The organism is Deltaproteobacteria bacterium (assembly GCA_016874775.1).
Classification (GTDB): domain Bacteria; phylum Desulfobacterota; class Binatia; order Bin18; family Bin18; genus VGTJ01.
In genome coordinates, this window is the sequence record VGTJ01000028.1 from 12,553 (window position 1) to 34,596 (window position 22,044).

Annotated in this window: 22 protein-coding genes; 1 reads left to right on the forward strand and 21 read right to left on the reverse strand. The window is 51.5% G+C overall.

What is annotated here, in order from left to right; translation table 11 throughout:
• Window positions 1-115: 115 nt before the first annotated feature.
• The 8 genes from FJ147_06840 to lnt form a co-directional block, all read right to left on the reverse strand.
• The gene (locus FJ147_06840) at window positions 116-718 is read right to left on the reverse strand and encodes a sulfite oxidase-like oxidoreductase (protein ID MBM4255600.1); all 603 of its coding nucleotides are present in this window, start codon (window positions 716-718) and stop codon (window positions 116-118) included.
• A 40-nt stretch (window positions 719-758) separates the two neighbouring features.
• Window positions 759-2,126, reverse strand: coding sequence for a glycerate kinase (locus FJ147_06845; GenBank protein MBM4255601.1), 1,368 nt, complete (start codon window positions 2,124-2,126; stop codon window positions 759-761).
• Between the two features lie 79 nt (window positions 2,127-2,205).
• Window positions 2,206-2,631: a TraR/DksA family transcriptional regulator gene (locus FJ147_06850; GenBank protein ID MBM4255602.1), complete on the reverse strand. Its 426-nt coding sequence runs from the start codon at window positions 2,629-2,631 to the stop codon at window positions 2,206-2,208.
• Window positions 2,632-2,668: 37 nt separating this feature from the next.
• Window positions 2,669-4,051 carry a 30S ribosomal protein S12 methylthiotransferase RimO gene (gene rimO / locus FJ147_06855; protein ID MBM4255603.1) on the reverse strand — a complete coding sequence of 461 codons (1,383 nt, stop codon included), beginning with the start codon at window positions 4,049-4,051 and terminating at the stop codon, window positions 2,669-2,671.
• 14 nt (window positions 4,052-4,065) lie between these two features.
• Window positions 4,066-4,971, reverse strand: a complete 906-nt coding sequence (locus FJ147_06860; protein ID MBM4255604.1) for a PAC2 family protein — start codon at window positions 4,969-4,971, stop codon at window positions 4,066-4,068.
• A 101-nt stretch (window positions 4,972-5,072) separates the two neighbouring features.
• Window positions 5,073-5,486 carry a hypothetical protein gene (locus FJ147_06865; protein MBM4255605.1) on the reverse strand — a complete coding sequence of 138 codons (414 nt, stop codon included), beginning with the start codon at window positions 5,484-5,486 and terminating at the stop codon, window positions 5,073-5,075.
• Between the two features lie 46 nt (window positions 5,487-5,532).
• Window positions 5,533-6,582, reverse strand: coding sequence for a peptide chain release factor 2 (locus FJ147_06870; protein MBM4255606.1), 1,050 nt, complete (start codon window positions 6,580-6,582; stop codon window positions 5,533-5,535).
• Between the two features lie 140 nt (window positions 6,583-6,722).
• Complete coding sequence (gene lnt / locus FJ147_06875; GenBank protein MBM4255607.1) at window positions 6,723-8,309, reverse strand: apolipoprotein N-acyltransferase; 1,587 nt, start codon at window positions 8,307-8,309, stop codon at window positions 6,723-6,725.
• Between the two features lie 78 nt (window positions 8,310-8,387).
• On the opposite strand from lnt, the gene FJ147_06880 reads away from it, so the two are divergent.
• Window positions 8,388-8,750 carry a hypothetical protein gene (locus tag FJ147_06880; GenBank protein MBM4255608.1) on the forward strand — a complete coding sequence of 121 codons (363 nt, stop codon included), beginning with the start codon at window positions 8,388-8,390 and terminating at the stop codon, window positions 8,748-8,750.
• Window positions 8,751-8,824: 74 nt separating this feature from the next.
• Here the strand turns inward: FJ147_06880 and FJ147_06885 are convergent, their stop codons facing one another.
• The 13 genes from FJ147_06885 to FJ147_06945 all read right to left on the reverse strand — a co-directional run bounded on the left by FJ147_06885 (window position 8,825) and on the right by FJ147_06945 (window position 22,038).
• The gene (locus FJ147_06885; protein MBM4255609.1) at window positions 8,825-9,235 is read right to left on the reverse strand and encodes a F0F1 ATP synthase subunit epsilon; all 411 of its coding nucleotides are present in this window, start codon (window positions 9,233-9,235) and stop codon (window positions 8,825-8,827) included.
• Window positions 9,236-9,368: 133 nt separating this feature from the next.
• Window positions 9,369-10,784, reverse strand: coding sequence for a F0F1 ATP synthase subunit beta (gene atpD, locus FJ147_06890; protein MBM4255610.1), 1,416 nt, complete (start codon window positions 10,782-10,784; stop codon window positions 9,369-9,371).
• Between the two features lie 8 nt (window positions 10,785-10,792).
• On the reverse strand, window positions 10,793-11,650 hold the full coding sequence (gene atpG / locus FJ147_06895) for an ATP synthase F1 subunit gamma (GenBank protein MBM4255611.1): 858 nt from the start codon (window positions 11,648-11,650) through the stop codon (window positions 10,793-10,795).
• Between the two features lie 4 nt (window positions 11,651-11,654).
• Window positions 11,655-13,163 carry a F0F1 ATP synthase subunit alpha gene (locus tag FJ147_06900; protein ID MBM4255612.1) on the reverse strand — a complete coding sequence of 503 codons (1,509 nt, stop codon included), beginning with the start codon at window positions 13,161-13,163 and terminating at the stop codon, window positions 11,655-11,657.
• Window positions 13,164-13,279: 116 nt separating this feature from the next.
• The gene (gene atpH / locus FJ147_06905) at window positions 13,280-13,822 is read right to left on the reverse strand and encodes an ATP synthase F1 subunit delta (GenBank protein ID MBM4255613.1); all 543 of its coding nucleotides are present in this window, start codon (window positions 13,820-13,822) and stop codon (window positions 13,280-13,282) included.
• The gene (gene atpF, locus FJ147_06910) at window positions 13,800-14,429 is read right to left on the reverse strand and encodes a F0F1 ATP synthase subunit B (GenBank protein MBM4255614.1); all 630 of its coding nucleotides are present in this window, start codon (window positions 14,427-14,429) and stop codon (window positions 13,800-13,802) included. Before atpF ends, atpH begins: the two co-directional genes overlap by 23 nt.
• On the reverse strand, window positions 14,426-14,857 hold the full coding sequence (locus FJ147_06915) for an ATP synthase F0 subunit B (GenBank protein ID MBM4255615.1): 432 nt from the start codon (window positions 14,855-14,857) through the stop codon (window positions 14,426-14,428). Before FJ147_06915 ends, atpF begins: the two co-directional genes overlap by 4 nt.
• Window positions 14,858-14,941: 84 nt before the next feature.
• Entirely contained in the window at window positions 14,942-15,841 is a 900-nt protein-coding gene (locus tag FJ147_06920; GenBank protein ID MBM4255616.1) for a ParB/RepB/Spo0J family partition protein, read from the reverse strand.
• Window positions 15,838-16,644, reverse strand: coding sequence for a ParA family protein (locus FJ147_06925; protein ID MBM4255617.1), 807 nt, complete (start codon window positions 16,642-16,644; stop codon window positions 15,838-15,840). The genes FJ147_06920 and FJ147_06925 overlap by 4 nt, the downstream gene beginning before the upstream one ends.
• A 595-nt stretch (window positions 16,645-17,239) precedes the next feature.
• The gene (rsmG, locus tag FJ147_06930) at window positions 17,240-17,917 is read right to left on the reverse strand and encodes a 16S rRNA (guanine(527)-N(7))-methyltransferase RsmG (GenBank protein ID MBM4255618.1); all 678 of its coding nucleotides are present in this window, start codon (window positions 17,915-17,917) and stop codon (window positions 17,240-17,242) included.
• A 6-nt stretch (window positions 17,918-17,923) separates the two neighbouring features.
• Complete coding sequence (mnmG, locus tag FJ147_06935; GenBank protein MBM4255619.1) at window positions 17,924-19,786, reverse strand: tRNA uridine-5-carboxymethylaminomethyl(34) synthesis enzyme MnmG; 1,863 nt, start codon at window positions 19,784-19,786, stop codon at window positions 17,924-17,926.
• Between the two features lie 20 nt (window positions 19,787-19,806).
• Complete coding sequence (gene mnmE, locus FJ147_06940; protein MBM4255620.1) at window positions 19,807-21,201, reverse strand: tRNA uridine-5-carboxymethylaminomethyl(34) synthesis GTPase MnmE; 1,395 nt, start codon at window positions 21,199-21,201, stop codon at window positions 19,807-19,809.
• A 3-nt stretch (window positions 21,202-21,204) separates the two neighbouring features.
• Entirely contained in the window at window positions 21,205-22,038 is an 834-nt protein-coding gene (locus FJ147_06945) for a KH domain-containing protein (protein ID MBM4255621.1), read from the reverse strand.
• Window positions 22,039-22,044 lie beyond the last annotated feature (6 nt).

The following is a 22,044-nucleotide window of genomic DNA, read 5'->3' on the forward strand; positions in this document are numbered from 1 at the left end:
TTGACTGAACGTCCATTCATAATAGAAATTAAATTGAATAGGCGTTCAGTCAAGACAGGAAGGGTACGAAGGATCGAGTGAAGAAAATCAGAAGGAGTATGAATGAGTTAGGATACTATTCTTCGTCTTCTTCTTGATCGCTATAGCGTTCTTCTTTCCACGGATTCCCGCGATTGTGATATCCACGTACTTCCCAGAAGCCACGTTTATCTTGGGCTAAAAACTCAATTCCTCTTACCCACTTAGCGCTTTTCCAGGCATACAACTTCGGGACTACTAAGCGAAGTGGCCAGCCGTGATCAGGCTCAAGATCTTGACCATCATGACGATGAGCAAGAATCACGTCGTCATCAAGAAACTGCCCAAGTGTCAGGTTCGTTGTATAACCACCTTCGCAATGGATAGTCACATAGCGAGCTTCCGGTTTGAGTTGAATGAGCGTAACGACATCTGTGGCGAGTGTCCCTTCCCATTGGTTATCGAGACGGGACCAGGTGGTGACACAGTGAAAGTCTGTGGTCAGCCGAGTCTGCGGCAATGCGCGGAACTGCTGATAATTGAGACGTATTGGGCGCTCGACTAAACCAAAAAGGCGAAAATCCCAGACCGCAGGATTGAAGCGTGGCGTGGGTCCATAGCTCAGTACCGGCCATTTCTCCACTAAATGTTGCCCTGGGGGAACGCGGCCAGCCGTGTCTGTTGTACGGTTTCGTGTCATAATCCCTCTCTTAATAATGTCTCGGCTTTTATGCAAGAGTTCAAGAGGCTGTGTGAGCGGTGAACGTCGAAGGCCAGAGAAGAGCTATTTTGATGTCCATTACGTTTGTCCCAGTGGGGCCAGGTACAAAAAGATCCCCGAGCGTGGAAAAGAATGTGTAACTATCATTTTGTTTAAGAAACTGCGAAGAATCGAGCCCGTACTGGCGTGCTCTGTTCAGGCTGTTGCCATCAACAAATGCACCTGCAGCATCGGTTGGTCCGTCAATACCATCGGTGCCTGCACTTAATAATGCCCAACCACGCTCTCCCCGTAATTCGTCAGCGACAACAAGTGCGAATTCTTGGTTACGCCCGCCTTTACCTGTCCCAGTGAGGTGGACCGTTGTTTCTCCTCCAGCAAGCACACAGAGCGGAGATTGGCTCGTCCTGTGTAACAAACGAAGAGTAGCGGCAAAAACTCGCGCGGTTTCGGTCGTATCCCCGGATAGGGAGGTCGCGATCAGGTGTGTAACAAAACCGAGTGTTTGCGCCCTACTGGCAGCTGCTTCAAGGGCTAAGCGATTGGAGCCGACAAGGATGTTATGGACATGAGAAAAAACTGCATCTCCGGGTTTGGGAGTCTCTTTCTGGAAGCCATTCTTCCCGCTGGACAGATAAGAGCGGACTGACGGTGGCAGTTGATGAAGAAGGGCGTAGCGGTTGACGATCGCCCATACCTCGGCAAACGTACTTGGGTCGGGCGCAGTTGGTCCTGACCCGATCGTACTTACATCATCATCAAGGACATCGGAGAGAATAAAACCCACTATGTGATTGGGAAACGCGGCACGCGCAAGTCCGCCACCTTTGATACGAGAGAGATGTTTTCGGACACTGTTGACCTCATGGATATCAGCGCCGCAGGCGAGCAGGAGTTGATTGACCGCGACTTTATCGGCAAGTGAGATGCCATCGACCGGACTGACGAGCAAACTTGATGCGCCACCGGTCAAGCAGAAACAGATCAAGTCATCCGGTCTTTTCTGTGCAAGAAGATCGAAGATCGCTGCTGCCCCTTGCACACTGCCTGGTCCTGGAATCGGATGCTCGCCATGCACCACTGTGACATGGTGAAGATCGACTTGTTGGCCAACAGGGACAACGACAACTCCTGTGATTTCCTGTTCCACAAGAAGTTGCTCAAGCCCTTGGGCGAGAAAACCAGCACCTTTGCCAGCGCCAACGATGAGGATTCGCCGGTGAACTGGAAAGTGTAATTGGGAAGAATCACTTCCAGGGCGGTGGACAAGTAAACCGCTGGGCTCTTTCTGTATTATACGACTTATGAGAACACGCGGGTCAACGGCTGCCACTGCCGCAGAAAACAATGCTTGTAGCTGGTTTCGTATTGATAGAGGGAAGGACATCTCAGCTGTGTGTGAGATGGGAGAGCGAAAAGTGAGGAAGCGAATCGTACTCCCTCACTACGCTTTGCTCGCAGAACGACTAGAAATTGTCTTCATCAAAGTCTGATAAGTTCGTTCGGCGATGGCCACGGTCATCGTCCGGGCGGCGGTGCTGTTTCGCCTCTCTCTCCATATCACTTTGACAAGAAACACACAGACGAGTGAATGGCAATGCTTCAAGCCGTTCGGGAGCAATTTCCTCCTCACAGGACTCACAGATGCCATAAGAGCCGTCTTCAATGCGTTCCAGTGCATCCTCAATGGCTTGCAGCTTATCGCGGTCACGATCACTAAGGATAAGATTAATCTCACGGCTCCGCTCTTCGCTGGCGAGGTCGTAAGTGTCCATTCCTTCATCAAGAGCGGATTCTCTGCCTTCTTTCACTTCCTCGTTGAGTTGTTTAAGAATCTGTTCCCTCCGTGCAACAAGGGCCTCACGAGTCTTTTTCAAGAAGGTTTTTCTCATACCCCACTCCTTCCGACACGAAAAGTAATCGGGGAATCTAGAGGGGAAGATGCACTAAGTCAATCTCTTGGTGAGATTCTTTTGCTTTTTCTATAAGCGGTTTTGCCCGAAGGTCATACCCTGACACTGCGGAAATCCGCATGGGAAGAATCTCTCCCACCTCACCCTGCGCCTGTTCCATGGCCACAATCCCGTCAATTTCCGGTGCTTGCCCCCGGATCCGCCCCCAGAGCCGACCACGCTCGTCATAGCCACAGACGAGAACTTCTTGCTCGCTCCCAACCAGGGCGAGGTTTTTTCGTCGAACGATCTGGGTCTGTTGTTTCATCAAGCGGTGCCAGCGTTCCTGTTTGACCTCTTCTGGGACTTGATTGGGTAATGTTCCCGCTGCTGTTCCCTCTTCTTGTGAATAGCGAAATACGCCGACATGGTCGATTTGCGCTTCGCCCACGAAATCAAGCAGTTGTTGAAAATCTTCCTCTTGCTCACCAGGAAATCCGACAATGAACGAGGTCCGTAAAACGACACCAGGAATATAGGTACGAATACGCTCAAGTAACCGCCGGATACCATCTCCTCCTTTTTCTCGACGCATCGCGCGCAACATACGATCGCTGATATGTTGGAGTGGCATATCCAGATACGAACACACTTTCGCTTCCTCAGCGATAAAACGTAGTAGCGGTTCATCAAGATAATTGGGATAGCAGTACAAGAGACGGATCCAGGCAATTCCATCGATGCGGCTCAACGCTCGCAATAACGCGAGTAGCGTTGTTCCATCTCGTCGTTCGCGTCCATACGCGGTCAGATCCTGTGCAATCAGATTGAGTTCTTTTACCCCCTGTGCAGCCAGCGTTTCCGCTTCGGTCACTAACGAGTCAATCGGACGACTCTCCTGTAGGCCACGAATCTTGGGGATGATGCAAAACGCGCACTTATGATTACAACCTTCAGCGATCTTGAGATACGTTGTATAGAACGCTGTCGTCGCGATGCGTGGAGTTGTATGATCGTGGAGAACGTGGGCGGCGCCAACGTAGCTCACCGGCCCATCAAGCTGCGATCGTTTTTGCTGCAAAATCTCGGTAATTCGCAGAAACTCGCCAGTCCCAACGAAGACATCGACTTCGGGGAGAGACTCGCGTAATTCCTGGCTATAGCGTTGTGCTAAACAGCCTGTGACAATTAGCCGTTTGCTTGGTGCTTGCTCCTTATGTTGCGCTAGTTCGAGGATGGTGTTGATCGATTCCTCTTTCGCTTCATTGATAAAACTGCATGTATTCACCATCAATACGCCAGCCTGTTCAGGATCGAGTGTGAGCGTATATCCTTCGCGCGCCAAAAGTCCAAGCATAACCTCGCCATCGACCAAGTTCTTGGGACAACCGAGGTTGACCATGTACACTGATTGTTCCATCGGTGAGAGATTTTTCACTCATCGTCCTTCTTATTCTTGCGTTGTTGTAAGAAGCGCTGTAACTCAGCTTCCATATCTTTCCCGTTAGCATGCCCATTCCCGCCGCCGTTTGCTTTTAGTGCAGGCTCTACCTCAAATCCTTCTTCCTGTTGCTCTCGCGCTTCCAGTTGGCGAACGTAGGCTGCCATCTGGGGGTTCTCAGCCACCGCCTGAGCAACCTTTGTCTCAAAGGTAAACGACTGGGTGCTGAGTTCAGTTGTATCCATTGAGAAATGAAGAAACGCTTCCACCCTCTTGACCAATGCAAGGGCGGCTTTCGGATTTGGTGCGGCGGAAATGTAATGCGGAACATTGGCCCAAAAGCTAGCCGAGGGAATTCCTGAACGACGGCACGCATCGTTGAAGACACCGACAATTCCAGTTGGCCCTTCGTAGCGCGAAGAGGTCAGTTGCAATCGTGCGGCCAAAGCTGGGTCGCTCGCAAAACCGGCGACACGGACCGGACGTGAATATGAAACATCGGCTAGCAGTGCGCCGAGTGTGAGTACCATTTGCACTCCACATTGTTTGGCGAGGTCAAGAATCGCTGCTGAATAGGTTTTCCATTTGAGATGTGGTTCGATACCAACTCCTAGCACGAGGCCACGGGGAAGAACTGCAGCATCACTATATGAGAACTCATTCGCTGGCCAGATAACCTCACGATATAGGCCATCCCGAAGCCGTACCTGGGGACGCAACTCGCTGAAGTTGTAAAACTCTTCCGGATCGAGAGTCGCAAAACGACGAGCTTGCAGCTGTTGTACAAGAAACTGTGCAGCATGGGTTGCGGCGTTGCCAGCGTCGTTCCAACCGGCGAAAGCAACGATCAACACTGGATCAGTTAACTGTGGAATTGTTTCAATTGTCATAGCGCTCATGGCGGTCCCTCCTCAGGACGTGCTCCAGAGCCGAGGTGCTACGGAGCGTATTCAAGACCGCTGGAGTCTATATGCTTCTCTACCTATTGCCAAGGGATTCGTTACGATTTGCGAATGAGCCAGAGGACGGCGATAAGAACGACACTTGCGAGACTAATGAGAAGCAGCATTGGGCGAACAGTTGACTGGGGGGTCGATGGGGGGGCACTGAGTTCACTAAGCGCGTCTTCTTTCGTATGAACGGACTGGACAAATTGTGCAATCGTTTCCTCCGGATCAAGCCCGAGAAATAAAGCATAGGTGCGAAGAAATGGTACGAGATCGAGAATATCGGAGAGGAGACGGCTGTCCCCTCTTCCTTCTAGCAGGCGTAAGTAATGTACAGGCACTCGGGTTGCCGCCTCTGCTTCTCGCAGGGATAGTCCTTTTGCTTCCCGCACGTATTGAAGCCGCAAGGAAATTTCTGGAATCGTCACTGCTTGTGCAAGATCGCGACCTCTCTTGTCTTCCTCCATGACGGTTCCTCTTCTTCATGAAGCGTGACTGTTTGCACAACCGTGCTTATGCAGCTATGCGGTGGAGCAAATAGGCTTCGATAAATGTATCAATGTCTCCATCCAGCACCGCATCTGTATTGCCGACTTCTGCTCCTGTGCGATGGTCCTTGACCATACGATAGGGATGAAGGACATACGAACGGATTTGACTTCCCCAGGCGATGTCCTTTTTACTCTTGTGCAGATCCTCCATTTTCTCTTTTTGTTTTTCGAGCTCGACTTCATAGAGTTTAGCCCGCAACACTTTCATGGCCATTGCGCGATTGCGATGTTGCGAACGTTCGTTTTGGCATGCAACAACAATCCCAGTTGGCAGGTGAGTAATGCGTACCGCCGAATCGGTTTTGTTTACGTGTTGTCCACCAGCACCACTCGACCGATAGGTATCAACGCGCAGATCCTCTGGGCGGATGTCGACTTCGACGGTGTCGTCAAGATCTGGATAGACAAACACCGAGGCAAAAGAAGTATGTCTGCGAGCGTTGGCGTCAAATGGTGAGATGCGAACGAGGCGATGAATCCCAGCCTCAGCTCGGAGGTACCCGTAGGCATAAGGCCCCTCAACAGTTAACGTTGCACTTTTGAGTCCTCCGCCTTCACCTGGTTGATAGTCGACTATTTCTGTTTTGTACCCTTTACGCTCTGTCCAGCGCAAATACAGGCGTAAGAGCATATCTGCCCAGCCCTGTGCTTCTAAACCGCCTGCACCGGGATGGAGACTCAGAATTGCGTTGCCAGCGTCGTGTTCTCCGCCAAGCATACGTTCGAGCTCGGCTTGGCTGACCTCTTTCTCCAGTTGTGTCGTTTGCTGTTCTACTTCAGCTTCCGCTTCTGTGTCGCCAGCCTCAGCCATTTCGAGAAACACCGCTGCATCATCAAGCCCGCGCTGGTATTTTTTCCATTGGGTGATGGTTGCGACTAACCCTGATCTCTCTTTGAGAATTGTCTGCGCTTTTTCTTGATCTTTCCAGAAGTCTTCTGCGACGGTGAGTGTCTCGAGTTCTGCTGCACGGGCTTCTTTTCCCGCGATGTCAAAGACGCCTCCCGAGGTTATCGACCCGCGTCCGTAGTTGCGCCAATTTCTCTTTTACTTCTAACAACATGGAAACCTCCGCATATCTCTACTTGATGTAGATGAGACAAAAACTGCTGACTCTTTATGACTCAGCGACACATCAAAAGGGGAATTTTCACTTATCTTTGTTTTACCCAGCTATATCCTAGCATGAGACCGGTGCTTACAACACAGAACCAGACGAAGACATCGCCGTATCGTGAGTAAAAGCTCCTGACCTGTGGCCAGCTCAGGTCTTCAACCAGGATTGTCGTTTCGTACAAATTCGTGCGGTTGTGAATCTGTCCATCAATACCGACAACAGCAGAGAAGCCTGTATTGGCTGCCCGAATCAGCGGGACGCGATTTTCAATGGTGCGCACCGCTTCCATCACAAGATGTTGATATGGAGCAGACGTGCGGCCAAACCAGGCATCATTGGTGATATTCACGAGCATTTCTGCGCCTTGGGCGACAAACTGACGAGTGAGGGCTGGAAAAATTCCTTCGTAACAGATTAAGACGCCGAACTTTGTTTGGGGTAACGTAAACACCGTGGTGGTTGTTCCAGCAGCGAAGTCACCGATACCGACAACCAATTTATCGAGAAAGAATAACAAACTATGAAAAGGAACATACTCGCCAAAGGGCACGAGTTGGATTTTGTCATACGAGCTGAGAACTTCCGCTGTAGATGAGAGCAAATACGCCCGATTAAACATTGACACTTTTTGTCCGTCTACGGTAAAGGCGGGACTACCAAACAAGATAGGTGTCTGCAGTTCTCTTGCGAGACGAAGAAGTCGTTCTTGATAGGCTTCTTCTTTCTCACGGTCCGGCATATGCGGTGGGAGTGAGGATTGAAAATAAAAGGGCGCTGCGGTCTCCGGCCAAACGATGAACTCTGCACCTTGAGCCACTGCTTGTCTGGTAAGTTGTTCGTAACGGACCATCGTTTCTTCTTGAAAATTTGGGTTCCATTTGGTGTCTTGCGGGATGTTTCCCTGAATGAGGCCAACTCGGAGTTTATGAGCGATTGGCAGAGCAGCTAACTGCTCACGTCGCCACATTCCCCACGAGTAAAGCCCGCCAATGAGCACAACGAGAGAGAGGAAGAGGGGCCATCGTCGTGACGAAGAGGAAAAGAGAAGGGTAAAAATTACCAGGTTGACGAAAATAACGAGCGCGGAAACCCCATAGATACCGGTAAACTCAGCCACCTGCATGAGGTTCAAGTGAGGATATTGAGAGTACCCAAGCTTGACCCACGGAAATCCGATAAAGAAAAACGAGCGTAACCATTCAAGTGTCACCCATAGAATGGGACCAAACACGGCGATCGATCCCTTGCGCTGTTGGTAGAATCGCAGTCCTGCAGCGAAAGCGCCGGTATACGAAGCGAGGATCATACACATTAGTAGCAGCGGACCGACAGCCACGAGTGGAGGAATGTTGCTATACAAACCGATGGTGTGTACGACCCAATACACAGTACCAAGATAAAATCCCATACCTGCGGCAAAACCATAACCAAATGCTTTTCGTGGAGTCTGCTCTTGTACAAGCCAAAGGAGTGGGACAAAAGCGATCCAAGCCAAGAAGCTGAAATCGATTTTGGGGAATGCCAAAGCAAGTAAAACACCGCTCAGGAAAGCACCGCTGAGGGAGGTGACTACAGCCATAGGGGAAAAACTGTATCGCGAGGAAGAACGAAGGGAAAGAGTCATAGAGACCAGGGAGAGTTTGGTTCTGTTAAAAATGTCCTATAGACTTATCTTGATGTCATTCTCTTGAAGGAGTTGATCATGTCGGTGGCAAAACCTGTGCGATCTGGAATTATCCTCTTCTTGCTGCTTACGTTGGTAGCCGGCTGTTCACAACCGCTCAACAAACGAGAGAAAGGTGTTTTAGTTGGTGGTGGGCTAGGAGCTGCAACTGGTGCAATCATTGGTGCTGCGGTTGGTGCCCCTGGTGCAGGAGCGGCGATCGGTGGAGCAATGGGGGCTCTTGGCGGTGGTATTATTGGGGACCAGCTACAGGGAGTAGAGAACCGGCAAAATTATCAACAAGCGCAGATTAGTGCACAGAACCGAGAAATCAGACGTCAGCGGCGGGAGATTAACAAACTCAAGAGGAAGAGGTCGGTCAAGAGATATCAGTACGAATAAACGAGAACCGCCTCGATTTCTATTGTAGAGGCGCACAAGCTGTGCCCCTACACAGAAGCATTCACACTTAACCTTCAGTGACCAGCCCCAGCAATCTCAATACGCGCCTGCGCCCGGCGGCGTGCCGCATCAAGCTCAGCAAAGGTTGGATCAGTCGGAGAAAGATTCCTCAGACTCTCTTCCGCTTTCTGTAGTGCAACTCGTGCACGTTCAGCATTGATAGAGCCGATTTCTTCGGCACTATCAGCAAGCACCGTCATGGTGTTATCCGACACTTCAGCAAATCCACGCCCAACAACCAGTGTGTGCGTCTGACCTTTCTGCTTATACAGCAAGCGTCCAGGCTGCAGAGACGAGAGAAAAGTCACGTGATTAGGAAGCACTCCAAACTCACCGACAGTTCCGGGCGCGGTGACTTCATCAACTTCTTCATCGAACACCTGTCGCTCGGGAGTCACAATACGGAGACGAAGAGTTTCTGCCATAGCGTTAGTTTTCGGTAGTCAGTAGGGAAATTTGGGACTAGGGGCTAGGGGCTGGGGGCTAGTTTTTTTCTTTCAACAACTCCAAGTCCCTAGCCCCCAACCCCAAAGCACAGTCTTTAAACCTTGAACTTTCTTATTGCGCTGCCAACCGCTGGGCCTTTTCCTTCGCATCTTCGATGGTGCCGACCATGTAGAATGCTTGCTCAGGCAGGTCGTCATAGTTGCCATCAACCAATTCTTTGAAGCTGCGGATCGTGTCTTTCACCTTCACATATGCACCCTTAATGTTGGTGAACTGTTCGGCCACGTGGAACGGCTGTGAGAGGAAGCGCTGCACTTTGCGCGCCCGCGAGACGACGATTTTGTCTTCTTCTGACAATTCGTCGATTCCAAGAATGGCGATGATGTCTTGCAGGTCTTTGTAGCGTTGCAGAATTTCTTGCACCCGACGAGCGACTTGGTAGTGCTCTTCACCGATGACGTTAGGATCAAGCATACGCGAGGTGGAGTCCAACGGGTCCACGGCTGGGTAGATGCCCAATTCGGCAATCTGCCGCGACAGCACGGTGGTCGCATCAAGGTGAGCGAAAGTCGTGGCTGGCGCTGGGTCAGTCAAGTCGTCAGCAGGGACGTAAATGGCTTGCACTGAGGTGATCGAGCCATTCTTCGTTGACGTGATGCGCTCTTGCAAATCACCGACGTCGGTCGACAACGTGGGCTGATAACCAACTGCCGAAGGAATACGTCCCAGGAGCGTCGACACTTCTGAGTTCGCTTGCACGAAGCGAAAGATGTTATCGACGAACAACAGCACGTCCTTGTGTTCAACATCGCGGAAATACTCAGCCACAGTTAAGGCGGAAAGCGCGACACGAGCACGTGCACCGGGCGGCTCATTCATCTGCCCATACACAAGGGCAGTTTTGTTGATAACGCCTGACTCTTTCATTTCGAGCCACAGGTCATTGCCTTCACGGGTACGCTCGCCGACACCACCAAACACGGAGTAACCACCGTGCTGGGTAGCGATGTTGCTAATCAACTCCATGAGAATAACAGTCTTGCCGACACCCGCACCGCCGAAGAGTCCGACTTTTCCGCCGAGCGGGTAGGGGGCGAGCAAGTCAACGACTTTAATACCGGTCTCAAGGATTTTGACTTCAGTCGCCTGATCGGCAAAGCTCGGTGCCGGACGGTGAATAGGCGAACGTTTCACGTGATCGAGTGAGGCGCCCTGGTCCACTGGCTCACCAACGACATTGAGGATACGTCCGAGCGTCTCTTCTCCGACAGGGACGGTAATGACATTGCCAGTGTCACGAGCCGGAGTGCCACGAACCAGACCTTCGGTGCTGTCCATGGCGATACAGCGAACGGTATTTTCACCTAAGTGTTGCGCGACTTCGAGAATCAGGTTCCATTCTCTGTCACTGACAGTTGGATTCGTCACCTGCAGCGCATTGTAAATAGGTGGCAGTGCACTGTTCTCGAACTCGACATCGACGACTGCTCCGAGCACCTGCGTGATCTTTCCGACGTTCATGAGAATCCTCTTCTTTATCCTTTTAGTGACTCACTGGTAGAAACAATTTCCAATAGTTCGCGTGTAATACCCGCCTGGCGAGCGCGGTTCATATCGAGCGTCAAACGGCTAATCATGTCGACTGCATTATTGGTCGCATTGTCCATCGCCGTCATGCGTGCGCCATGCTCACTCGCCACCGACTCAAGCATCGCTCGATAGATAAGCATGTCGATATAGCGACCGAGCAACGTTTCGAGCAACTCTTGCGGTTGCGGCTCGTAGAGATATTCCGTCGGCGCTTGGGTCGACGTCCGTTCTTTGGCAACGATCGGCAGCACCTTATCAATCGTGGGTATTTGTGCGACCGCCGAACGAAAGCGTGCATACAATACATACACACCGTCAGTCTCACCACTGGTGAAGCGTTGGCTCAGCCGCACTCCAATATCATGTGCCAAAGCTGAATTCAGACGGCCAGAGACATCGGTATGATGCTCACCAATAGCATGCGAGCGGCGCTTGAAATAATCATAGCCACGCCGACCGACAATCGAGAGCGTCACTTTTTGTTCAGGATGCTCTCGAATGAACGCTTCGGCCATGCGAATCAAGTTGGAGTTAAACCCACCACACAAACCGCGGTCAGAAGTCACGATCAATAAATCGATATTTTTCTCCTCGCGGGTGGCGAGTAACGGGTGCGCAATCTCTTGTCCTGCCGACAGATTTTGTAAGACGGCTTCGAGTTTTTCTGCATACGGGCGCGCAGCGATTGCGGCTTCTTGAGCACGGCGTAGCCGGGCTGCAGAGACCATCTTCATCGCTTTGGTGATCTGCTGGATGTTGCGGACCGACGAGACGCGCCGGCGGATTGCTTTGAGCGTTGCCATAGTTTTACGCCGTAAACGTTTCGTTAAACTCTTTGAGGACTGAGTTCATTCTCTCTTTGACGTCGTCAGTCAATTCGCGTTTGCTACGAATATCGCTAAACACTTCTGGGTAACGGTTCTCGACGAAGCGGTGCAACTCGGTTTCGTACTTCTTCAGCGCACTTTCGGGGAGCTGATCGACATATCCGTTCGTGCCAGCATACAAGGAGAGAATCTGTCGTTCGACCGGCAGCGGCTGATACTGACCTTGCTTCAAGATCTCCACTAACCGCGAGCCACGCGCTAACATCTTCTGAGTCGTAGCATCGAGGTCTGAACCGAACTGAGCGAAGGCAGCCATTTCACGATACTGCGCGAGGTCGAGACGCAACGAACCAGCGATCTGCCGCATCGCCTTAATCTGAGCAGAACCACCGACGCGCGACACTGAAATACCGACGTTCACCGCAGGACGAACACCAGCGTAGAACAAGTCGCTTTCCAGATAGATCTGACCGTCAGTAATGGAAATGACGTTGGTTGGAATGTAGGCCGAAACGTCACCGGCTTGGGTTTCAATCACAGGGAGTGCAGTCAACGACCCACCACCCTGTGCGTCGCTCATCTTGGCAGCACGTTCGAGCAGGCGCGAATGGAGATAGAACACGTCACCAGGATAGGCTTCGCGGCCCGGTGGACGGCGGAGCAACAAGGAAAGCTGGCGATAGGCAACCGCGTGTTTGGAAAGGTCATCGTACGCCACTAAGGCATGCTTCCCGGTATCACGGAAGAACTCACCGATCGCGGTTCCGGCGTACGGGGCAATAAATTGCAGCGGCGCAGCTTCAGAAGCAGTGGCGATGACAACGGTCGTGTAATCCATCGCACCAGCGCGCGTCAGGCGTTCGACCACTTGCGCAACGGTTGAGCGCTTTTGTCCAATCGCGACGTAGATACAATTAACATCACCGCCCTTTTGGTTGATGATGGTATCGATGATCAGCGCGGTCTTGCCAGTTTGCCGGTCACCGATGATCAATTCCCGCTGTCCGCGCCCAATCGGAATCATTGAGTCGATGGCTTTAATCCCAGTCTGTAAGGGCTGCTTCACAGGTTGACGCAAGACGATACCGGGCGCTTTGATTTCGATGCGGCGGGTCTCTTTAGTCGAAATCGGACCTTTGCCATCGACTGGCTGGCCAAGCGCGTTTACGACGCGACCAAGCATGGCATCACCAACCGGGACTTCAGCGATGCGGCCGGTGCGACGAACTTCATCGCCTTCCTTAATGGCCTGAACTTCACCGAAGACGGCGGCACCGACGTTGTCTTCTTCCAGGTTCAAAGCGATCCCGAAAATGTCATGGGGGAACAACAGCAACTCACCAGAGGCAACACGGTCGAGTCCATGGACCCGAGCAATACCGTCACCTGCAGAGAGGACTGTTCCGGTTTCTCGGACTTCTACCTGTTTGTCATAGCCCTGAATCTGTCGCTTAATGATTTCACTAATTTCAGCCGCTTTCAGTTCCATTGCTCCCTCATCCTTGCAATGGCAACGCGCAGTCCGAACTCCTCAGTGGCAGTTTCGCTGCGCGTTGCGCTGTAGAAATAAACGTACGTTGCTTTTCTTAGCGAGATGTTTTCATTTCATATCTGTTGCGCGAGCGCGTCGCCCATGCGACGAAGCTGCGCGAGTAAACTTGCGTCCCATACCCTGCCTTGGATTTCCACTACGACACCCCCTAGGAGCGTAGGATCGACCGTTACTGTGGGGAGAACGGTCTTTTTGGTCAGGCGAGAGAACGCGTCTACAATCGACTTCAGTTCTTTGTTCGATAATGCCGCTGCCGTGCGAATCTGCGCACGAACTTTCCCACTCGCTTGCTCAAGCAGGGCTTGGTAGGAATCGTACACATCTTTCAGCATGGATAGCCGGTCGTTATCAGCTAACACCCGCAGAAAACTACTCAAGGTTGGGTTCGGTTTTGCTGACGTAATGAGCTGCTCAACGATCTCCTTCCGTGCAGTGAGAGGAAGGGTCGGTAGTAACATCACCTTTTCGATTGCTGGATCAGCAATGGCGGTGACGATTTGCGATAGCTCGTTAGCAATAACCTCTTCAGCTTTCTGCGCTTGAGCAAGGTCAAGCAAGGCTTTGGCATAGCGTCTAGCGGCTGGAGTTTGCGGCATTCTGTACCTCAGTCACGAGATCTTGAACGAAACGACGGTGGTCGGCTTGTCCGAGGCGCGATTGAACCAACTCTGTTGCCATACGCACCGCTTGATTGGCGACTTCTTGGCGAAGCGTCCTTCGCGCTTCTTCGACTTCGCGTTGAGCAATCTGTTGTACCTCGTTCTTTACCCGTTCTGCCATTTGTCGCGCTTCTTCGACAATACGGTCCCGTTCTCGCTCGGCAGCTTCCAGAGCCTGGGCGCGCATCTTTTCTTGTTCAGCCGCGAGTCCAGCTAGTCGCTGTTCGTATTCGCTGCGCAGACTCTGCGCTTCTTCTTTTGCTCGCTTCGCTTCATAAAGAGCCTGAGCAATCTTCTCACGCCGCTGACGGAGCGCACCGCGAACCGGAGGAATAACGTATTTCCACAGAATAAAGGCGAAGATAAGGAAATTTATTGCGGGGAAAAGCAGCTCTGATACGGAAGGAACGTGCTCACCGTGATGTCCTTCCCCATTTCCTCCATGTCCTTCCTCCTCCATCGCTAAAAGAAGAGAGGGTAAGACAAGCAAAAAACCTGTCGTGGCGAAACCGACCACTTTTCTTAAATGGCTCTTCATACTCACGTCAAGGGCCTCCCGAGCAGTTTTTCCGCAATCGTACGGGCAAATTCTGGGGTGCGAGACTCTAGGTCCTTTCTTGCAGCTTCAATCTCTTGCAGTAAGCTTGCCCGCATATTGGCCAGCGTCTGATTCGCCTCGCTCCGAGCTTCGTCTGTCACGACTTTTGCCTGTTCTTCTGCAGCTCTATAGACCGTATCGACTTGCTGCATGGTGCCAGTCCGAGTTTCGGCGAGTTGGGTTTTATAGCGAGTCTCTATTGATTCGGCATCGGCCCTGACTTGCTGAGCTTCTTTGAGAGCTCCTTCGCTGCGCTGGGTGCGTTGCTGGAGGACAGCTAAATGGGGCTCAAAGAGAAATTTGCGTAAAAACATCCATACCGCGAGAAAGAGGATGATTTGGAAGACTAGCCATTGCGGGTCGATCGATAACACAGACGTATTCTCCTTACTGATTGGACAGCCTTCATGTTCGAGCCGTTGAGATTGTCTCTGTGAGTGTAGAGGATGAGCAATAGCTCATCTACGGAGGCGAGCAAGGATCCCTTCAAGCTCTTCGTTGGAATAATATTCGATTTCGATGCGGCCACCTTTCTTTTTTGGCCGTAGACGCACCTTTGTGCCGAATGTGCGCATAAGCTCTTCTTCTAATGCAGATACATGAATATCATGGGCAGTTGTTTGTTCTCCAGTGGAACCTGAGGCCGTAGGAGGCGGCAATGCTTCTGTTGATGGTTGAGAAACTGCTTGTGATACCAGTGTTTCGGTCTCTCTGACTGATAGCCCTTGGCGCATGATGCGGCGCGCAATGGCAATTTGTTGCTCTGGTGTTCCCAGTGAAACAAGAGTCCGCGCGTGACCAACTGAGAGTCCACCACGGTCAATTTCTTCTTTGATCTCATCAGGAAGATTTAAGACCCGCAATAAGTTCGTAATCACTGGTCGGCTTTTACCAACCCGTGTGGCAACCTCTTCTTGGGTGAGGTGGAGTTCTTCCATGAGCTGACGATAGGCGAGAGCTTCTTCGATAGGAGTGAGTTCTTCACGCTGGATGTTCTCAACCAGCGCCATTTCCATGCTTTGCGCGTCAGTGACTTCTTTGACAATGACCGGAACACGATCAAGACCGGCTTTTTGGGCTGCTCGTAAGCGCCGCTCTCCGATGATCAATTCGTACCCTGGCTCGACTTTGCGTACGATCAGCGGTTGCAAAATCCCTTGCTGTTTGATCGATTCGGCAAGTTCGGTGAGCCGGACATCGTCAAAATAACGCCGTGGCTGGTTGGGGTTGGGGCGGATCTCGGCTATCAACACTCGGCGGTCAGCAGGAGGAGGGGTTGTTGCCGTCCCTTGCGGAATCAGTGCCCCTAGTCCACGACCAAGAGCGCGACGCTTCACTAAACTCACAGTTTCGCTCATCGCTCGGCTCCTTCCGCATGCGCAAGCGCAGACCACGCCTGCGGATCACGCTTGGCGATTTCTCGCGCCAGTTCTACGTAGCTCTGTGCTCCACGACACGACGGGTCGTAGAGGATCACCGGCAAGCCATGACTCGGACTTTCCGTCAGGCGCACATTGCGCGGAATCACGACATCAAACACATTGTGAGGAAAGAACTCGCGCACTTCATCGGCAATCTGCTGGCTGAGATTATTGCGCGCGTCAAACATGGTCAGCAGAATCCCTTCAATCGCCAAATCAGGATTCAACTGTTCACGAATGGCCGACATAGTCTCTAACAGTGAGCGAAGTCCTTCCAAGGCATAATACTCACACTGCAACGGCACCAACACACTGTCAGCAGCGGTCAACGCATTCACGGTCAACAAGCCCAAGGACGGAGGGCAATCAATCAGGATGTACGCATACTGCTCGCGGGCTTTGCGGAGAAGGGTTTGTAAACGATACTCACGATCTTCAATATTGAGCAGCTCCACTTCTGCACCGATGAGATCATGATTGGCTGGCAACACATCAAGTTTGGCGATGGCGGTTTTCTGAATCGCATCGAGCAATTTGCACTCGCCCAAAAGAACTTCATAAATAGTCGGAGTCTCAGCCTCAGCCTTAACCCCAATACCGCTTGTCGCATTGCCTTGCGGATCGCAATCGACCAAAAGCGTACGCTCTCCGGCAACTCCCAGAGAAGCAGAAAGATTAATAGCAGTAGTTGTTTTTCCAACCCCACCCTTACGATTGGCGATACAGATGATCCTGCCCACGGTTGCTTCCCCTAACATAGAGCGGAAAAGAAGAAAAGCGCCCCGTGAAATCTCTTTATGATCATGGAGGTTACGAAGGGTATTTCATGCGGAAACGTAGAGAATCTCCTGCCAATAAGCCTTGTCTCATGCGCCTCCACGTCTCCACGTAAAACAGTCGAATGTTCCACGTGGCACAATTGCGGCAATGTGCCACGTGGAACATTGCAAAAAACACTCAGATCAAGATCCTTTAACCAGCATTCTTTTCCGCGCACATTGTACAAAGCGAAGAAAAGCTAACCGGCAACCACATTTTTTGCAAAACTTATCGTGGTCTATTGCAGTGTCACTAATAAGCGAATTCGACTCATTTTCTCGAATCCAATACGAGATTTAGGAACTAGCCCAAAAGATGTGGGATTGTACGAACCAAAATCCACATCACAAAAGTCACAAAGTATCAGGTTAAGACCAGGAAACACCTCATACTCGGCGTAGCTGTGCTCTCCACCTCGGAAGTGTCGTAATTCGTCAGGATCCCCACCACATTCTTCACAAGGTGCTACGTCTCTTATCTCAAGCGTCTCATAACAAAGCGGACAGTGAGTTTCCTTCATGGTCTGTTTCTATCGTGCCTGGAAAAGATGATAAGTGACCGTTGTTCCTTACCAAAGGGCAAGTCGTAGTTCTCCACTTTTTGGATCATATAGCCATGTTCTTGGAGCCAATTCTCTTCGCTTCTCAGTTCCTCTTCTGCTGCAGCTCCTTTCATAGTAACCATAACTCCTCCTCGAACTAGGAAAGGGCCTGCAAGGGTGAGATACTCACGAATGTTCCACGTGGCACGAGAAACAATAACATCGAAGGCGGATCGCCAACCTTCCTTGGTCGTAAATTCTTCAGCACGCCCTTCATAAGCACGGACATTGGGGAGAGTCGCTTTTCTGATGACATCCTTGAGGAAATTGGCTCGCTTGCGACGGGGTTCGAGTAAGTTCACGGAAAGGGTAGGTCTCGCAAGGGCAATGGGCAGTCCTGGAAAGCCCGCGCCACTGCCAAGGTCAAGTAATCGTCCCTCTTGGGGCAAAAGCGGGAGAACTGCCAGAGAATCAAGAATGTGCTTGCGAATGACTGTTACTGGGTCTGACTGAGAAACCAGGTCGACGATCTTTGCCCAGCGTTGCAGTTCTTCGAGATAGATAGCAACCCGGGCAACATGTTCCTCAGTCAGTTCGACATTGAGCTGTTTAGCGCCTTTGACCAGCAGATCTACATGCTCTAGTGCGAGCATAGATCCTCAAGATGCCCCGACACGTTTGAGATGAACAGCGAGAATCGACAACGCGGCCGGTGTAATCCCAGGAATGCGCGAAGCTTGTCCAAGTGAACGTGGTTGTAGGGAGATCAGTTTTTCCCGTACTTCTGCCGAAAGACTCTGGACGTTCTTGTAGTCAAGGTTGTCTGGGATGCGAACATCTTCGATATGCCGCAGGCGTTCAACTCCTTCTTCCTGGCGGCGAATATAACCGGAGTACTTGATTGCAATCTCAACTTCGGCCGCAACTTCACGGGAAACAGGGGTAGGCGCGGGACTGAGCTCTTGGGTCATCGCAAATGACACTTCTGGACGGCGGAGGATCTGTGCCAGGGAGACTGGGTTTTTCAGGGCAGCACTGCCAAACGTGCCCATTAGGGTATTGTTCCTCTCATTAGGCACAATGCTCGTTTCCTCCTGTCGGCGAACCTCATCTTCTATAGTTTGCTTTTTTTGAGTTGTCTGTTGATAGTCAATCGCCTGTACCAGGCCGACAGCATGACCATATTCTCGTAACCGCAAGTCGGCATTGTCTTCTCTCAGGAGCAAACGATGCTCTGCTCGCGAGGTAAACATACGGTACGGTTCGCCACCAACCCCTCGGGTGACGAGATCGTCAATCAGGACACCAATGTAAGCCTGATCGCGGGTGAAAATAAGAGGCGTTTCCTTCCGTAAGCTGAGGACAGCATTGATTGCCGCCATAAGTCCTTGAGATGCGGCTTCTTCGTAGCCGGTGGTGCCATTAATCTGGCCGGCATGGTACAACCCGCGCACCAGCTTGGTTTCCAGAGTCGGAAAAAGCTGAGTAGGGTCAGCATAGTCATACTCAATCGCGTAGCCAGGGCGCATGATCTCTGCTCGCTCAAGTCCTTTAATCGAGCGAACCATCTGCAATTGAATGTCTAGTGGAAGGCTGGTTGACAGTCCGTTGGGGTACACTTCGACCGTGTCACGTCCCTCGGGTTCCAGGAAAATCTGATGGCGAATCTTATCCTTGAAGCGGACGACTTTATCCTCAATTGATGGGCAATAGCGTGGACCTCTGCCCTGGATCAGACCTGAGTACAAAGGGGAGCGATCTAATCCAGAAAGAATCGTTTGGTGAGTCGTGGCATTGGTATAGGTCAGATGACAAGGCACTTGTGGTTGATCGATGTGGGCAGTCGAGAAAGACAGCGGCGGAGCGGGTTCGTCCCCATATTGAGGCGTAGTGACACTATAGTCGATTGTACGGCTATCCAGTCGTGGGCAGGTTCCGGTCTTCAGTCGCCCAACGTGAAATCCCAATTCCCGTAAATGGTCGCTTAGCCCTTCAGCGGAAAAGTCTCCTGCTCGTCCGGCAGAGTAATTCTTGAGGCCGACATGAATGAGGCCTTTGAGGAATGTCCCTGTGGTTAGAATGACTTTACGTCCAAGAAAGGTTTCGCCTATCTGAGTTTCTATACCTCGGACTTCACCATTTTCGATTAACAACCGTTCTGCACTGCCTTGGCGCAAGGTGAGATTCTCTGTCGTTTCGATAACACGTTTCATCCGCTGTCGATACAAGGCTTTATCCGCTTGTGCACGAGTTGCCCGAACAGCTGGTCCCTTTCGGGTGTTGAGTACCCGGAATTGAATGCCAGTCTCGTCAATGGCTTTGGCCATCTCGCCACCGAGTGCGTCGATTTCTCGGACAAGGTGACTCTTACCGATTCCACCAATTGCGGGATTGCATGACATCTGGCCGATATGGTCCAGATTCAATGTTAACATGAGGGTTTTGCTACCCAGACGAGCGGCAGCAAGTGCTGCCTCAATACCAGCATGACCAGCGCCAACGACGATAACATCGTAGACCATGAGCGATACCACCTAGTTAGTTATTTACCAATACAGAAATCTCGGAAGATGCGATCAAGAATATCTTCACTACTCACATGACCAGTGATCTCACCAATGTGATCGAGAGCCGCGTGGAGGTCAACGGCTACCAAGTCAAGAGGCACACCGTTTTGTAAATTTGCTTGTGCCTGACGGAGGCCTTGTCCTGCTTTGAGGAGGGCATCTCGATGTCGTGTCTGAGTCACAATGGTGCCAGAAAAGGGTGACTTACCATCCTGTGGTGATTCGTTGCCGAGAGCGAGTTGCTCGATTTGTTGCCCGAGTTCACTCATGCCGGTGGCTGACTTGGTTGAGAAAGAAATTGGAGAATTATGCGCAAGGCGTTGGGCAAGATCTTGTGGATGCACGACAACTGGCAGATCTGTCTTATTAAGAAGTGCAACGGTTGGTTTCTCTTTGATCAGCAAAAAAATCAATTCATCTTCCTGATCTAATGGGCGCGAAGCGTCGAACATCGCAATGACGATCTCCGCAGCATTGAGGCCTTCAAGGGCACGTTCAACACCTATACGTTCGACTTCGTCGATTGTGTGACGAATCCCTGCGGTGTCCCAGATAAGCAGGGGTATTCCATTTACGGTGATCGTCTCTTCAAGAACATCTCTAGTGGTTCCTGGTACTGCGGTGACAATGGCGCGCTCAGTCCCAGAAAGGAGATTCAATAAGCTCGACTTTCCAACATTTGGCTTACCTACAATCGCAGTACGAACACCTTCTCGGAACACTTTGCCTTGGCGGAAAGTGGCTTGTAGTGATGACATATCATCTGCGAGCACGTGCATTTCCTCTAGGAGCTCGCCCTGTGCTTTCTCCGGGATATCGTCTTCTGGAAAATCAAGGAACGCTTCAACGTATGCTGTAATGCTGATGAGCCGCTCTCGCAGGGTGGAACAAGCCTCCGATAGCCGTCCGGATAATTGCTGCCACGCGACTTGTAATCCACGATCACTCTTAGCTTGAATCAGATCCAGAACAGCTTCAGCTTGTGAGAGGTCTAGTCGATTATTGAAGAATGCACGTTGGGTGAACTCTCCAGGAAGAGCTAACCGTGCGCCTTGGCTTAACACTACTTCGAGCACGCGTCGTGAGAGCAATACGCCACCATGGCAGTGAATCTCAACGACAGTTTCTCCAGTATAGCTGCGTGGTGTATACATTATCACGAGCAGCCCTTGATCAAGCGGCGCGTTAAGAACCGGATCGAGAATGTGACCAAGATGGAGGAGATGGGAAACGAATGTTTCCCGTGGAGCAGATGGGCGGAAAACTTTGCGCGCAATGGCTTCGGCTTGCGGGCCACTTATACGAACAATTGCGACGCCACCAGAGCCAGTCGGGGTCGCAAGCGCGGCAATCGTGTCATGCGTATACACTGGTCATGATTCAGCGGTTTGGGGTCGGCCTGCGGAGCGACTTCTTTCTTTTCGTTGTCCTTCTTCTGGAACAATACTGACCTGACGGAAGTACCCGTGACCAGAACTCTTCGTAGTGACCAGCGGATCGCCTTCTAGTGTTAAGTGAATCACACGACGATCTCGTGGACTCATCGGACTGAGCGTGACGGACTTGCGCCGCCGTTTGGCGCGCTCTCCTAAGCGGAGAGCGAGATTCTCCAGGCTTTTCCGTCGGCGTTCCCGATACCCTTCCACATCGACAGCAACGTGGGCGTCGATGTCGTCACTTTTGGTGACTATGCGATTGACCAGATACTCAAGGGCATCTAACGTCTGTCCGCGATGGCCAATGAGAAAGCCTTCAGGTAAGTCGGTGACGTGAGTGACATTGATGACACTCTCATCTCCTCGATTTTCCACTTTGAGCGTGGAAGTTGTACCCATCAGTCCAAGGACTTCTTTCAACGTCGAGCAGGCTTTCTCGGCTATTTCGGGAGAGAGTGGCGTGTGCGTACGAGACCCTGCCTCTGATGCAGCCTCCGCTTTCTGTGTCGGCAGCGGTTGCGGGGCTGTCTTTTGTTCAGGTGGTCGCGGCGAAGATCGTGGAGTTTCTGTTCTCGGTTCGCTGGCTCGTGCAGAAAGGGGAACTCTGAGCGAAGCACGAACGCGTGCCTTTTTGCCACCGATACCAAGAAAGCCTTTGGTTGGTTGTGCGATGACCTCGATTTCGACACGGTCGCGCTCTACTTGGAGTTGTCGCAGCGCACTGGCGATTGCCTCTTCAAGCGTTGTTCCTTCAGCTTCTACGGCATTCATTGCGTT

What these genes read in the sequence shown, in the direction of transcription:
- lnt (MBM4255607.1), bottom strand. Translation starts at nt 8,309, where the DNA reads ATGACTCTTTCCCTTCGTTCTTCCTCGCGATACAGTTTTTCCCCTATG.
- FJ147_06945 (MBM4255621.1), bottom strand. Translation starts at nt 22,038, where the DNA reads ATGAATGCCGTAGAAGCTGAAGGAACAACGCTTGAAGAGGCAATCGCC.
- rsmG (MBM4255618.1), bottom strand. Translation starts at nt 17,917, where the DNA reads ATGCTCGCACTAGAGCATGTAGATCTGCTGGTCAAAGGCGCTAAACAG.
- atpH (MBM4255613.1), bottom strand. Translation starts at nt 13,822, where the DNA reads ATGCCGCAAACTCCAGCCGCTAGACGCTATGCCAAAGCCTTGCTTGAC.
- FJ147_06880 (MBM4255608.1), top strand. Translation starts at nt 8,388, where the DNA reads ATGTCGGTGGCAAAACCTGTGCGATCTGGAATTATCCTCTTCTTGCTG.
- FJ147_06845 (MBM4255601.1), bottom strand. Translation starts at nt 2,126, where the DNA reads ATGTCCTTCCCTCTATCAATACGAAACCAGCTACAAGCATTGTTTTCT.
- FJ147_06850 (MBM4255602.1), bottom strand. Translation starts at nt 2,631, where the DNA reads ATGAGAAAAACCTTCTTGAAAAAGACTCGTGAGGCCCTTGTTGCACGG.
- rimO (MBM4255603.1), bottom strand. Translation starts at nt 4,051, where the DNA reads ATGGAACAATCAGTGTACATGGTCAACCTCGGTTGTCCCAAGAACTTG.
- FJ147_06920 (MBM4255616.1), bottom strand. Translation starts at nt 15,841, where the DNA reads ATGAGCGAAACTGTGAGTTTAGTGAAGCGTCGCGCTCTTGGTCGTGGA.
- FJ147_06900 (MBM4255612.1), bottom strand. Translation starts at nt 13,163, where the DNA reads ATGGAACTGAAAGCGGCTGAAATTAGTGAAATCATTAAGCGACAGATT.
- atpG (MBM4255611.1), bottom strand. Translation starts at nt 11,650, where the DNA reads ATGGCAACGCTCAAAGCAATCCGCCGGCGCGTCTCGTCGGTCCGCAAC.
- FJ147_06865 (MBM4255605.1), bottom strand. Translation starts at nt 5,486, where the DNA reads ATGGAGGAAGACAAGAGAGGTCGCGATCTTGCACAAGCAGTGACGATT.
- FJ147_06840 (MBM4255600.1), bottom strand. Translation starts at nt 718, where the DNA reads ATGACACGAAACCGTACAACAGACACGGCTGGCCGCGTTCCCCCAGGG.
- FJ147_06885 (MBM4255609.1), bottom strand. Translation starts at nt 9,235, where the DNA reads ATGGCAGAAACTCTTCGTCTCCGTATTGTGACTCCCGAGCGACAGGTG.
- FJ147_06860 (MBM4255604.1), bottom strand. Translation starts at nt 4,971, where the DNA reads ATGAGCGCTATGACAATTGAAACAATTCCACAGTTAACTGATCCAGTG.
- mnmG (MBM4255619.1), bottom strand. Translation starts at nt 19,786, where the DNA reads ATGGTCTACGATGTTATCGTCGTTGGCGCTGGTCATGCTGGTATTGAG.